The sequence below is a fragment of the Amycolatopsis sp. NPDC049691 genome (assembly GCF_040675005.1).
Taxonomy (GTDB): Bacteria; Actinomycetota; Actinomycetes; order Mycobacteriales; family Pseudonocardiaceae; genus Amycolatopsis.
Map to the genome: position 1 here is coordinate 118,006 of NZ_JBFANX010000027.1, position 14,434 is coordinate 132,439.

The 14,434-nt window shown below is 73.9% G+C and carries 4 protein-coding genes; 3 read left to right on the forward strand and 1 reads right to left on the reverse strand.

The window, feature by feature from the left end; all coding sequences use genetic code 11:
• Positions 1-125: 125 nt before the first annotated feature.
• Complete coding sequence (locus AB0J40_RS41225) at positions 126-11,051, reverse strand: type I polyketide synthase (RefSeq protein WP_364464959.1); 10,926 nt, start codon at positions 11,049-11,051, stop codon at positions 126-128.
• A 285-nt stretch (positions 11,052-11,336) separates the two neighbouring features.
• On the opposite strand from AB0J40_RS41225, the gene AB0J40_RS41230 reads away from it, so the two are divergent.
• From AB0J40_RS41230 to AB0J40_RS41240, 3 genes are read left to right on the forward strand one after another with little or no spacing between them, the layout of a single operon-like run.
• Positions 11,337-12,020, forward strand: a complete 684-nt coding sequence (locus AB0J40_RS41230; RefSeq protein WP_364464961.1) for a PIG-L family deacetylase — start codon at positions 11,337-11,339, stop codon at positions 12,018-12,020.
• 41 nt (positions 12,021-12,061) lie between these two features.
• Positions 12,062-13,354 carry a nucleotide sugar dehydrogenase gene (locus tag AB0J40_RS41235; RefSeq protein ID WP_364464963.1) on the forward strand — a complete coding sequence of 431 codons (1,293 nt, stop codon included), beginning with the start codon at positions 12,062-12,064 and terminating at the stop codon, positions 13,352-13,354.
• 13 nt (positions 13,355-13,367) lie between these two features.
• Positions 13,368-14,330 (forward strand): NAD-dependent epimerase/dehydratase family protein, encoded by a 963-nt coding sequence (locus tag AB0J40_RS41240; RefSeq protein ID WP_364464965.1) that lies wholly within the window; start codon positions 13,368-13,370, stop codon positions 14,328-14,330.
• Positions 14,331-14,434 lie beyond the last annotated feature (104 nt).

The window sequence follows — 14,434 nt, forward strand, 5'->3', positions numbered from 1 at the left end:
CCGCGCCCGTTGCCGCGCGGCGGGCCTCGGCGGGGGGGGGGGGGGGGGGGGGGGGGCGGGCGGTGGAGTCTCAACCACCGTGCCCCCCCCTGTAACCCCCCCCCCCCCCGGCCGCGGCAGACCCGTCAGTCCAAGCCGGTGAGCCAGTCGGCGACGGCGGCGGCCGTCGTCGGGGCGTCGGTGTCGATCAGCGTGAAGTGGTGCCCCGGCGCGGTGTACTCCGTTCCGGCGTGGGACCACGTCGTCTGCCAGTCGCCCGCGAGCCCGTCGAAGGGATCGGCCGCGCGGACCAGGAAGGACGGCGTCGCGATGTCCGCGATCTCGATGCGGGGCAACAGGTCCATGTACCGGGCCATCGCCGTGAGCTTCGCCCGGTCGAAGCCGCCGTACTGGGATTCGTTGGCCAGCATGCCCTTCGCCATGTCCGCCGCCTTGTCGCCGATCGCGTCGTCGCCGTTGACCGCGTAGGTGTCCAGGAGCACGATGCCGGCGGCCGGGGTGCCGGCGCGTTCCAGGCTTTCCGCCACGGCGTGCGCCAGCACGCCCGCCGAGGAGTAGCCGAGCAGGGCGAACGGCCGGTCGCCCGCCGCCTTGCGCAGGCTCTCCGCCAGCACCTCGACGATCGCCTCCGGCGTCGACGGCAACGACTCGTCGGGCAGGAACCCGGGCATCGGCACGGCGTACAGCTCGCGGTCGCCGGGGAACCCGGCAGCCAGCTTCGCGTACTGGTAGACCCCGCCGGTCGCCACCGGCGTGCTGAAGCAGAACAGCTGCGTCGACGCGCTGCCTTCCTTCAGCCGCACCGGCGACGGCAGCCCGTCGATGTCGGCGGGCGAGGTGAACGACGGCCGGAGGTTCGCCACCGAGGCCAACAGGCCGAGGCCGTCCTCCACCCGCCCGGCCCGCACCGCGTCGGCGAACACGCTCGCCAGCTCGTCGGCCTCCTCGGCGGGCTCGGGCACCGGACCGTCGCCGTCCAGCTCGGCGAGCAGGTGGGCGGCCAGTCCCGCGGGGGTCTGGTGGTCGAAGACGACGGTCGGCGGCAGCCGCAGCCCGGTGTCTTCGTTGAGCCCGTTGCGCAGTTCGACCGCGGTGAGCGAGTCCAATCCGGACTCCAGGAAGTGCCGCTGCGCTTCGATCGCGCCGCCCCCGGCGTAGCCGAGCACGGCCGCGGTCCGGTCCAGGACCAGGTCGAGCACGGCACGCTCCCGCTGGAGCGCATCGAGCCCGGCCAGCCGCTGCTGCAGCGTCGGGCCCTCGGCGGTCTGCGCCGCCACCCGCCGGGCACGCGGGGCCAAGGCGCGGAAGACGGGCGGGACGTCGCCCGGCTCGCCCGCCGCGCTCACCTTCATCGGCACCAGCAAGGCTTCCGGCCGCAGCGAAGCCGCGTCGAACAGCGCCATCCCTTCGTCTCCGGACAGCGGGGAGACGCCGTTGCGCGCCAGCCGCGCCCGGTCGGCGTCCGTCAGCGCCGCCGTGGCATCGCCCGGGGCGTCCCACAGCCCCCACGCCAGTGACTGCGCGGGTTGCCCGTGGGCGCGCCGGTGCACGGCGAGGGCGTCGAGGAAGCTGTTGCCCGCGGCGTACCCGGCCTGGCCGGCGTTGCCCAGCAGGCCCGCGACGGACGAGAAGAGCACGAACGCCGACAGGTTCTCGTGCTCGGTCAGCCGGTGCAGGTTCAGCGCGGCGTCGACCTTCGGCCGCAGCATCGCGGCCACCCGCTCGCGGGTCAGTGCCGTGACGGGCGCGTCGTCCACCACCGCGGCCAGGTGCACGACCGCGGTCAGCGGGTGCTCGGCCGGGATCGCGGCGAGCACCCCGGCCAGCGCGGCCTCGTCGGCGGCGTCGCAGACGCCGACCGTGACGGTCGCGCCCAGCTCCGTCAGCTCTTCGACCTGACCGGGCGCCGCGCCGCGGCGGCTGACGAGCAGCAGGTTCCGCACGCCGTGTTCGGTCACCAGGTGCCGCACCAGCCGGGAGCCGATCCCGCCGCCCGCCCCGGTGACCAGCGTGGTGCCGCTCGCGTCGAACGTCGTCGCCGGCGCGTCGGCCGACGGCGCGAGCCGGGTCAGCCGGCCGCCGTGCGCGGCCCCGCCCCGGACGACGAGCTGCGGTTCCCCGGCGGCCGCGAGCCGGGGCACCCAGGCCGCGGCGTCCTCGTCGACGTCCGCGAGCACGAACCGGCCGGGGTGCTCGGACTGGACCGCCCGGATCAGGCCCCACACGGCGGCGCCGGCCAGGTCGGTGACGTCCTCGCCGTCCAGGGCGGCCGCGCCACGGGTCAGCACGGCCATCGTGGAGTTCGCGAATTCCGCGCGGCCCAGCCAGTCCTGCACCAGCTCCAGGGTGCCGGTCACCGCCTCGGGCACCGCGGCGTCCGAAGTGGACAGATCGAGCGCCACGACCTCGGGGACCGGGCCGGCGGCCAGGAGCGCGTCGAGACCGTCCTCGAGCACCGTCCAGCTCCCGGTGGCGGCAGCGGGGACGGGAACCGGCTGCCACGCCCAGCCGTGCAGCGACTTGGGCGGCCGGACGGCCCCGACGCTCGACACCCCGGCCCGCAGCACGAGCGAGCCCACCGAAGCGACCGGACGGCCCGCCTGGTCCGCCAGCTCGAGCGACACGGAGTCCGCGCCGAGCGGGGTGACCCGCACCCGCAGCCGGGCCGCGCCCGCCGCGTGCAGCTCGACGCCCGTCCAGGCGAACGGCAGCCCGCCCGCCACCGTCACGGCCTCGCAGAGGCCGATGGCGTGCAGGGCGGCGTCGAAGGCGGCCGGGTGCAGCCCGAACCGGTCGGTCCCGGGGGCCGCCGAGGTGATCTCGGCGAAGACCTCGCCGTCGCGGACCCAGGCCGCGGTCAGCCCCTGGAACGCCGGCCCGTAGCCGATGCCGGCTTCCTCGAAGGCTTCGTAGACGCCGTCCAGTGACACCGGCTCCGCGCCGGCGGGCGGCCACTCCGGCATCCCCGCGGGCTCCGTTGCCCCCGAAGGCGCCAGTACGCCCGCGGCGTGCCGGATCCAGGGGTCCGCCGCGTCGGCCTGCGAGTACACCGAGAGCGCGCGGCGGCCGGAGCCGTCCGGCTCGTCGACGACGACCTGCAACCGCACCTTGCCCAGTTCGGCCAGCAGCAGCGGCGTTTCCAGCGTCAGCTCTTCGAGCCGCGGGCAGCCCGCTTCGTCCCCGGCCCGCACGGCGAGCTCGACGAAACCGGCACCGGGGAAGATGATCGCGCCGCCGACGGTGTGGTCGGCCAGCCACGGGTGCGTGTGCACCGAGACCTGGCCGGCCAGCACCACCTGGGCCGAGCCCGCCACCGCGAGGGCGGCGGAGACCAGCGGGTGCTCGGTGGCGTCGAGCCCGGTCGCGGTGAGGTCGCCGGTGGCGCGCAGGGCCTCCATGTCGACCTCCGGCCAGAACCGGGTGCGGTGGAAGGCGTACGGCGGCAGCGGAACGCGCTCCGCGCCCCGGAACAGCCGCGCGGACGCCAGGTCCAGGCCGGTCGCGAAGAACCGGCCCGCCGCCAGCTGCGCCCCCCGCACCTCGTCCTGCTTCTTGGCCCGCATCGGCACGACCACGACGTCACGCGGGTCACCGGTCAGGCAGCCCTGAGCCATCGCCGCGATGGTGCCGTCGGTGCCGAGCTCGACGTACCGGGTCACCCCGGCCGCCTCCAAGGCGCGGACACCGTCGAGGAACCGCACCCCCTGCCGGCAGTTGGCCACCCAGTACTCCGGGTCGGCCCAGCGTTCCGGCGCGGCCTCCGCACCATCCACTGTGGACACGATGCCGATCCGGGCCGGCTCGTAGGTGAGCTCCTCGGCGATCTCGCGCAGCTCGGGCAGGATCTCGTCCAGCAGCGGCGAGTGCGCGGCCACGGTGATCGCCAGCCGCTTGGTCCGGCGGCCGAGCCCCTTGAAGTGCTCGACGATGGCGAGCACGTCGGCCTCCGCGCCGGACACCGTCACCGAGGCCGGGCCGTTGATCGCCGCGATCGCGGACGCGGCGGTGAGCAGCGGCGTCACCTCGGCCTCGGTGGCCTCGACCGCGACCGCGGCGCCGGCGGGCGCCTCCTGCATCAGCTGGCCCCGGAACGCGACCAGCTTCACCGCGTCCGCCAGCGAGAACACCCCGGCCACGTGGGCCGCGGCGATCTCGCCGAAGGAGTGGCCCAGCAGCACGTCCGGGCGCACGCCCCACGACTCGACCAGGCGGAACAGCGAGACCTGCATGGTGAACAGCGCGGCCTGGGTGAACTCCGTGCGGTGCAGCAGCTGAGCGTCGGCCGTGCCTTCCTCGGCGAAGATCACCTGGCGCAGCGAGCGGCCGAGGTAGCCGTCGAACAGCGCGCTCGTGCGGGTGAAGGAGTGCTCGAACACGGGGAAGGCGGCGCACAGCTCACGTCCCATGCCGGCACGCTGGGTGCCCTGGCCGGAGAACAGGAACGCCGTCCGGCCCCCGCGCGCGGTTCCCCGCACGACCGACGGCGAGTCCTCGCCCGCGGCCAGCGCGGCCAGCCCGGCGGCGAGCTCCGCCCGGTCGGTCCCGGCGACGGCGGCGCGGTAGGGCAGCGCCGGCTCGCGGACCGCCAGGGAGAACCCGACGTCCAGCGGGTCCAGCCCCGGGTTCTCCTCCAGGTGGGTCAGCAGCGCGGTGGCCTGCAGGGGCAGGGCCTCCGGGGTGCGCGCGGTCAGCAGCCACGGCGGGAGCACCGCGGCACGCTCCTCCGCGGTGCGCTCCGGCTCGGGTTCCCCGGCCGGCGGTGCCTGCTCCAGGATCACGTGCGCGTTGGTCCCGCTGTACCCGAACGACGAGACGCCCGCCCGGCGCGGCCGTCCCCGGTCGGGCCACGGGATCGTCTCGGTGAGCAGCCGCACGGTGCCCGCCGACCAGTCGACGTGCTCGGTGGGGTCGTCCGCGTAGCGGGACATCGGCAATTCGCCGTGCCGCATCGCGAGAACCATCTTCAGCACGCCGGCGACGCCCGCGGCGGCCTGCGTGTGCCCGATGTTCGACTTGACCGACCCCAGCCACAGCGGCTCGTCTTCGGGGCGGTCGCGGCCGTAGGTGGCCAGCAGGGCGTTGGCCTCGATCGGGTCGCCCAGCTTGGTGCCGGTGCCGTGCCCTTCGACCGCGTCCACCTCGTGCGGGCCGAGGCCGGCGAGCTTGAGCGCGCGCCGGATCACCCGCTCCTGCGACGGGCCGTTCGGCGCGGTGAGGCCGTTGGACGCGCCGTCGGAGTTCACCGCGCTGGCCCGGACCACGGCGAGGACCTCGTGCCCGTTGCGCCGGGCGTCGGACAGCCGCTCGAGAACCAGCAGGCCGGCCCCTTCGGCCCAGCCCAGCCCGTCGGCCGCCGCGGAGTACGGCTTCGACCGCCCGTCGGCGGCCGTGCCGCCGTTGTCGAAGTTCACGAACGGTTCCGGCGAGACCAGCGCCGACACCCCACCGGCCAGTGCCAGCGAGCAGTCACCCTGGCGCAGCGCCTGGACGGCCAGGTGCAGCGCCACCAGCGACGACGAGCACGCCGTGTCGATCGAGACGGCGGGTCCCTCCAGGCCGTAGGCGTAGGCGACCCGCCCGGACACCACGCTGCCGAGCGCGCCGGAGCCGCGGAACAGGCCGTGCTCGGTCCCGCCCATCGGACCCGGGTCGTAGTCGGACTGCATGACGCCGGCGAACACGCCGGTGTCGGTGCCCTTCAGCGCCAGCGGGTCGAGGCCGGCGGACTCGCACGCTTCCCAGCACGCCTCCAGGAGCATCCGCTGCTGCGGGTCCATCATCACGGCTTCGCTCGGGCTGATGCCGAAGAAGCCGGCGTCGAAGTCGGTGAGGCCGGTGACGAACCCGCCGTTGGGCTCCTTGCCGGCGGCGGCCGCCGCGCCGAGCCAGTGGTCGAGGTCCCAGGACCGGTCCTCCGGGAACCGCGAAGTGCCGTCGCGGCCGGCCGCGATCAGCTCCCACAGCTCCTCCGGAGTCGTGACCCCGCCGGGGTACCGGCAGGCCATGCCGATGATGGCGACCGGATCGTCGGTGCGCACGCCGGCGGTGGCCGCTTCGGGCTCCCCCGCGTCGCCGAGCTCGCCCAGCAGCGCTTCGTGCAGGTGCGCCGCGAGGTCTCCGGCGGTCGGGTAGTCGAAGACGAGCGTCGCGGTCAAGCTCAGGCCGGTGGCCTCGTTGAGCGCGTTGCGCAGCTCGACCGCGGTCAGCGAGTCGAAGCCGAGGTCCTTGAACGCGCGGTCGGCGTCGACGAGGGCGGCCGAGCCGTGGCCGAGGACCGCGGCCGCGTGCTGGACGACCAGGTCGAGCAGGTGGTCCGCGCGCTTCTCGGCGGGCAGCCGGATCAGCTTGCCCAGCAACGAATCCGCGCCGGCTTCCCGGCCCGACACCGTCCTGCGCGCGGCCGGGACGAGGCCGCGCAGCAGGTCGGGGACACCGCCGGCGTCGCGCCACGCGGGCAGGTCGAGCTTGATCGGCACGTACAGGTCGCCCGCCGCGCCGACCGCGGCGTCGAACAGGGCCAGGCCCTCCGCGACGCCGAAGGCGCCGAGGCCGCGCTTGCCGTGGGTTTCGCCGGCCATGCCGGCCGCCGACTCCCACATGCCCCAGGCCAGCGAGTGCGCCGGCTTGCCTTCGGCGCGGCGGACCGCGGCGAGCTCGTCCAGGAACGCGTTCGCCGCGGCGTAGTTCGCCTGGCCCGGGGCGCCCAGCACGCCGGCGGCCGAGGAGAACGTGACGAACGCGGTGAGGTCGCCGGCCAGTTCGTGCAGGTGCCACGCGGCGAGGGCCTTGGGGTCGAAGACGCCGTCGACGCGCTCCGGCGTCATCGAGGAGAGGACGCCGTCATCGAGCACCCCGGCCGCGTGCACGACCGAGTTCACCGGGTGCTTCTTCAGCAGGGCCTTGACCTTCGCGCGGTTAGCGAGGTCGGCGGCCACGACGGTCGCCTCGGCGCCCAGCTCGGCCAGTTCGGCGACGAGTTCGGGGACGCCGCCGGCGTCCGGGCCGCGGCGGCTGACCAGCACGAGCCGCTCGACGCCGTGCTGCCGCACGAGGTGCTTCGCGACGAGCTTGCCCAGCGCGCCGGTGCCGCCCGTGATCAGGACGGTGCCCCACCCGGGCGGCTCGGCGGGCCCGGTGGTCGCGCGGGCGAGGCGCGGGACGGTGATCCGGTCGCCGTCGACGCGGACCGACGACTCGTCGGCGGCGGCGATCGCGGCGAGCTGCTCCGGCGTCGCGTCGCCCTCGACGAGCACGATCCGGCCCGGGTCCTCGGCCTGCGCCGAGCGGACGAGCCCGGCGACGGCGGCCCCGGCCAGGTCGCCGCGGGTCACGACGAGCAGGCGGCCGCCGGCCTGCTGCACTGTGGACAGTGCACTGTGGACGGCCTGCTTCGCCGCCGCGGCGGTCGTTCCCGGCTTGACCTCGTACACCGTGAAGTCCGTTTCGGAGACCTCCGGCAGCGCGAACGGAACCCGGTCGATCCGGTAGAGGGAGTCGCTGCCGGGCGCCACGCGGGCCGCGGCGAGCTGTTCCTCGCTGATCCGGCGCAGCCGCAGCGCGCCGACGCGGGCGACCGGCGCGCCGGTGGTGTCGGCCAGCCGCAGCTCGACCGTCTGCTCCCCGGTGGGCCGGACGTGCACGCGCAGCGCGGCCGCGCCCGCCGCCAGCAGCTCGACGTCGGACCACGCGTAGGGCAGCGTGGTGCCCTCGCCGGCGGCGCCGCTCAAGCCGACCGCGTGCAGCGAAGCGTCGAAGACCGCGGGGTGCAGGCCGAACACCTCGGCACCGAGCCGGTCCTGCTCGGGCAGGGCGACCTCGGCGAACACGTCGTCACCGGCGCGCCAGGCGGCCCGCAGGCCCCGGAAGACCGGGCCGTAGGCCATGCCCGCTTCGGCCAGCAGGTCGTACATGCCGTCGATGTCCACGGCTTCGGCGCCGGCCGGCGGCCATTCGGCCAGGTCGAACGCGGCGGCGGCGGTCGCGGTCTGCACGGTGCCGTCGGCGTGGCGGACCCAGCCGCCGGACGCGGCGAGGTCGTCCGGTCGCGAGTGGACACTGATCGGGCGCGACCCGTCGGCGCCGGGCTTGCCGATCCGGACCTGGATCCGCGCGGCGCCCTTCTCCGGCAGCACCAGCGGGGCGTGCAGCGTCAGGTCGCGGACGCGGCCGCAGCCCGCCTCGTCCCCGGCGCGGACGGCGAGCTCGACGAAGGCCGTACCGGGCACCAGGATCGCGCCGCCGACGACGTGGTCGGCCAGCCACGGGTGGGTGGTGGCGGAGATCCGGCCGGACAGCACCAGGCCGTCGGCGTCGGCCAGCAGGGTGGCCGCGCCGAGCAGCGGGTGGTCGACCGGGTCGAGGCCGATCGAGGCGAGGTCGCCGGAGCCGGAGGTCACCTCCAGCCAGTAGCGCTGGTGCTGGAAGGCGTAGGTCGGCAGGTCGGCGCGGGACGCGCCGCGGGCGGCGAAGTGCGCGGCCCAGCCGGGCACGACACCGCGGACGTGCAGGGCCGCGAGCGCGGTGGCGAGCGCGACGTCCTCGGGCACGTCCCGGCGCTGCGCCGCGACGGCGACCGCGGTCTCGGCGGACTGCGGGACGACGGCGGTCAGCGGCGCGTCCGGGCCCAGCTCCAGGAACCGGTTGACCCCTTCGGCGGCGAGGGCTTGCACGGCGTCGGCGAACCGGACCGGCTGCCGGACGTTGCGCACCCAGTACTCGGGGTCGGTCAGCTCGGCGGACACCTCCGCACCGGTGACGCTCGAGACGACGGTCAGCTCGGGCCGCGCGTAGGCGAGGCTCCGCGCCACGGCCCGGAACTCCGCGAGCATCGGCTCCATCAGGCGCGAGTGGAAGGCGTGCGAGACCTTCAGCCGCGTCGTCCGCCGTCCGGCTTCGACGAACTTGTCGCCGACCGCGACGACATCGGCTTCCGCGCCGGACAACACGACCGAGCGCGGGCCGTTGACGGCGGCGACGTCGACCGTCCCTTGTGGATCGAACCCGGCGACCTCGTCGGGCGTCCCTTCGACGGCGACCATCGCGCCCCCGGCGGGCAGCGCCTGCATCAGCCGGCCGCGGGCGGCGACGAGCTTCGCCGCGTCGGCGAGGGAAAGGACGCCGGCGCAGTGCGCGGCGGCGAGTTCGCCGATGGAGTGGCCGCACACCGCGTCCGGAACCAGGCCCCACGACTCGACGAGCCGGAACAGCGCGACCTCGAAGGCGAACAAGGCGGCTTGGGTGTTCCCGGTCTGCGCCAGCGCTTCCGCGTCGGTGTCGACCACTTCGCGGATCGGGCGGTCGAGGTGCTTGTCCAGCTCGGCGCACGCTTCGGCGTACGCCTCGGCGAACCGCGGGTAGGCGGCGGCCAGCTCGCGGCCCATGCCGGGCCGCTGGGAACCCTGGCCGGAGAACAGGAATCCCGTGCTGGTCTCGCCGCGGGCGACGCCGGTCAGCGCGCCCGGCTCGCCGTCCTCGAAGGCGCGCAGCGCGGCGAGGAGCCCGGCCCGGTCCTTCGCCACGAAGGCGGCGCGGTGGTCGAGGTGCGCGCGCCCGGTGGCGAGGGTGAGGGCCACGTCGAGCGGCTCCGCGGCGGTGCCGTCGAGAGCCGTGCGGAGCCGCTCGGCCTGCGCGCGCAACGCCTGCGGCGTCCGGCCGGAGAGCACGAACGGGATCGCGGCGGTGTCGCGCGGGGTCTCGCCGGCCGCTTCGGGCTCCGGTGCTTCTTCGATGATGACGTGGGCGTTCGTGCCGCTCAGGCCGAAGCACGAGACGGCGCCGCGGCGCGGGTGGCCGTTGCGTTCCCACGGCCGTCGCTCGGTGAGCAGCTCGACCCGCCCGGAGCCCCAGTCGACCTGCCGGGTCGGCTGGTCGACGTGCAGGGTCTGCGGCAGCACGCCGTTGTTCAGGGCCAGGACGATCTTCAGCACCCCGGCGACCCCCGAGGCGGCCTGGGTGTGGCCGAGGTTGGACTTGACCGAGCCCAGCCACAGCGGCGACTTCCGCTCCTGGCCGTAGGTCGCCAGCAGCGCGCCCGCCTCGATCGGGTCGCCGAGCTTGGTCGCGGTGCCGTGTGCCTCGACGACGTCGACCTCGCCGGGCGTCACGCGGGCGTTGGCGAGCGCCTGGCGGATCACGCGCTGCTGGGCGGGTCCGTTGGGCGCGGTCATGCCGTTGGACGCGCCGTCCTGGTTGATCGCGGTGCCGCGGACGATCGCGAGCACGGGGTGGCCGTTGCGGCGGGCGTCGGAAAGCTTTTCCACCAGCAGCATCCCGCAGCCCTCGGACCAGCCGGTGCCGTCGGCGGAGTCGGCGAAGGCGCGGCAGCGGGCACTGCGGGCGAGCGTGCCGTCGAGGCTGAACTCGACGAAGGTGCGCGGCGTCGACATCACCGAGACGCCGCCCGCGAGCGCGAGCGAGCACTCGCCGGACCGCAGCGCCTGCACCGCCATGTGCAGCGCGACGAGCGACGACGAGCACGCCGTGTCGATGGTGACGGCGGGGCCTTCCAGCCCGAAGGTGTAGGCGAGGCGGCCGGAGATGACGCCGGAGGAGCCGTAGCTGCCCTGGTAGTTGTGGTACATCGTGCCGGCGAAGACGCCGGTGGGGCTGCCCTTGACCGAGTTCGGCGCGATGCCGGCGCGTTCGAAGGCCTCCCAGGACGTTTCCAGCAGCAGCCGTTGCTGCGGGTCCATGAGCAGGGCTTCACGGGGGCTGATGCCGAAGAGGTCGGCGTCGAATTCGAGGGCGTCGTGGAGGAACCCGCCCTCGCGCACGTAGCTCGAGCCCGCGCGCTCGCCGGTCGGGTCGTAGAGGCGCTCCAGGTCCCAGCCGCGGTCGGCGGGGAACTCGCCGATCGCGTCGACACCGCCGTCCAGCAGCTCCCAGAGCGCTTCCGGAGTCGTGGCACCGCCCGGGAGCCGGCAGGCCATGCCGATGATCGCGATGGGTTCCCGGGCGGCTTCGGTCAGCCGCCGGTTCTTCTCACGCAGCCGTTCGCTCTCCTTGAGGGAGGCGCGGAGCGCACCGACCAGCTTGTCTTCGGAGTTGCCCACGAGTCCTCTTTCCTTCCACGTCGGCTGCGCTGGAAAGGGGATCTCGCCCCCACAGCAATGGATCCGACGATACGAGCGGGCCGCGGGCCCACCCACCCCTAAAGGCCCCGGAGAACACGGGATCCGCGCCCCTAGGCGGCCGGTCCGCGCCCGCCAAGGTCCGCTTTAGACGGTCTTTAGGGGTTGTCGGTCGCCCCGCGCCGATGTCAGATTCCGAAAGGCACTTCCGCCACTGTTGATGCCGTGCGACGGCACTTCCATCAGCACCAAGACTGGGGATCCGGTATGCACAGGAAAACAAGCAAGCTGCTGGTCGTGGGGGCGCACGGCGACGACGAGACGCTCGGCGCGGGCGGCACCATCGCCCGGCTCGCCGACGAGGGCGTGACGATCTCGCTCTGCATCCTCACCAACGACGACGGCTCGCGGTCGGCGAACGGCACCGCGGTCGTCAACCGCACCGGCGCGATCGAGCTGGCCGCCAAGACCCTGGGCATCGAACGCGTGCGCATCCACGAGTTCGGGGACAACCGCCTCGACACCGTCAGCCACCTCGAGCTGAACCGGGTGGTGGAGCGCGAAGTCCGGGACTTCGAGCCGGACACGATCCTCACCACGAGCATGTGCGACCTGAGCACCGACCACGCGCTGGTCAGCCGGGCCGCCCGGGTCGCGGGCCGGCCGGGCAAGGGCAGCGTGCGAGAGGTGCGGACCTTCGAGATCCGCTCCGCCACCGACGTCGGCGAAGCGTCGGGTCTGCCGGTCACCTTCCGCCCCAACTGCTGGCAGCCCCTCGAGGAGTCGCACGTCGAGCGCAAGATCGAAGCGCTGCGGGCGTACGGCAAGGAACTCGAGCCCTGGCCCCACCCGCGCAGCGAGCGCGGCGTCCGCGCACTGGCCGAGTACCGCGGTTCGCAGGTCTCCACCGAACTCGCCGAAGCCTTCGAAATCGTCCGGGTCGTGCTCTGACCCGCACCACCTTCCACCGTGCAAGAGACGGGTGAACCGCTATGACGAGTACTGTCGCCGAACACGAAACCCTGGCCGAACTGAACGAGCTGACCTCCGTCGCGGTGATCGGGATGGGGTACGTCGGCCTGCCCACCGCGCTCGGCCTGCACGAGAGCGGGGTCGGCATCATCGGCATCGACCTCTCGCAGAACCGCCTCGACGCGATCCGCGCCGGCGAGGTCGACCTGATCGAGGCCGACCACCGCCGGCTGGAGAAAGCCGTGCACCAGGAGGACTTCCAGCTCACCGTCGACCTGGCCCGGATGGCCGAGGCCGACGCCGTGCTCGTGTGCGTGCCGACCGGGCTGGACGAGTACCTGATGCCCGACCTCGGCCCGCTGGAGAGCGCCTGCGCGGCGCTGATCGCGCACGCCCGCGCCGGCCAGACCCTCATCCTCACTTCCACCAGCTACGTCGGCACCGCCGCGCGGCTGCTGGTGAAACCGCTGGTCGCCAAGGGCTTCAAGGTCGGACGCGACATCTTCGTCGCGTCCAGCCCCGAACGCATCGACCCCGGCAACGTCACGCACACGCAGCAGGAGACCCCGCGCGTCCTCGGCGGCGTGACGCCGGCGTGCACCGCGATGGCGCAGCGCGTGATCAACCTGCTGACCCCGGCGGTGCACTGCGTCAGCTCGGCCGAGGTCGCCGAGCTGACGAAGCTGTACGAGAACACGTTCCGCGCGGTGAACATCGCGCTGGCCAACGAGTTCGCGGAGATCAGCGACGGCTTCTCGATCGACCCGATCGAGGTGATCGACGCCGCGGCGAGCAAGCCGTACGGCTTCATGGCCTTCCACCCCGGCCCCGGCGTCGGCGGCCACTGCATCCCGTGCGACCCGCACTACCTGCTCTGGCAGCTGCGCGCGACGCAGCACAACGCGCCGCTCGTCACGCAGGCCATGCACGCCATCGCCGAGCGGCCCAAGCAGGTCGTCGACCGGGTGGCGGACACGTTGTCCCGTGCCGGCAAGGGGTTGGGCGGCACCCGCGTGCTGGTGGTGGGTGTGACGTACAAGCCGGGCGTCCAGGACGTCCGGTCGTCGTCCGCTTTGGACATCATCGACCTGCTGGCGGCGAGGGGCGCGAAGGTCGGCTACCACGACCCGCTCGTGCCGACCATCCGCGTCACCGGCGGGCAGCTCGACAGCGTCGTCGAGCCGGACGGCGACGACTGGGATGTCGCGCTGATCCACACCGTCCAGCCCGGCCACGGCTACGACTGGCTCGGGCAGTGCCCGCTCGTCATCGATGCCACCTATCGCTTCGACCCCGCGCTGTTCGCGAACTGAGAGGACACTCGACGTGCGTTACCTCATCACCGGCGGCGCCGGCTTCATCGGCTCCCACCTGACCGAGCACCTGCTGGCGGGCGGCCACGAGGTCGTGGCGCTGGACAACCTCAGCACGGGCACCCTCGACAACCTGGCGGCGGTGCGGGACAACCCCGGCTTCCGCTTCGTGCGCGGCTCGGTGACCGACGCGGCGGCGGTCCAGGCGTGCATGCCCGGCATCGACGCGATCTTCCACCTGGCGGCCGCGGTCGGCGTCTTCACCATCCTCGACAAGACGATGGAGAGCCTCCGCACCAACCTGCACGGCACCGAGACGATGCTGGACGCGGCCCTGCAGCACGACGTCCCGATCCTGGTCGCCTCGACCAGCGAGATCTACGGCAAGAACACCGCCGACGGCCTCACCGAGGACGCCGACCGGATCATCGGCTCGCCGCTGAAGAACCGCTGGTCCTACGCCGAGGCGAAGGCGCTGGACGAGACGTTCGCGTACCTGTACGCGGTGGAACACGGCTTGCGCACGGTGATCGTCCGGCCGTTCAACACGGTCGGCCCGCGCCAGACCGGCCGCTACGGCATGGTCATCCCGCGGTTCGTGAAGCAGGCGCTCGCGGGTGAGCCGATCACGGTCTTCGGCGACGGCCAGCAGACGCGCTGCTTCTGCCACGTCCACGACGTCGTGCCGGCGCTGGTGGCCCTGCTCGCCGACGAGTCGGCCTACGGCACCGTGTTCAACCTCGGCAGCACCGAGCAGACGACGATCTCGCAGCTGGCGGAACGCGTGATCTCGGCGACGGGCTCGGCGAGCACGATCGCGAAGGTGCCGTACGAGGAGGCTTACGGCGACGGCTACGAGGACATGCAGCGCCGGATCCCGGACTGCACGAAGGCGTTGCGGCAGATCGGGTTCTCGCCGACCCGCACGCTGGACGACATCATCGCGGCGGTCGTCGCCGACCAGCGCCGTTCCTGAACTCCTGACGCGCGAAGGCCACCCCGGGGAACCGGGGTGGCCGTCGCGCGGTTGGGGTGCGGCGGCCGCCCGGTGCCCGGCCGGCGGTGCGGTACACCCAGAAC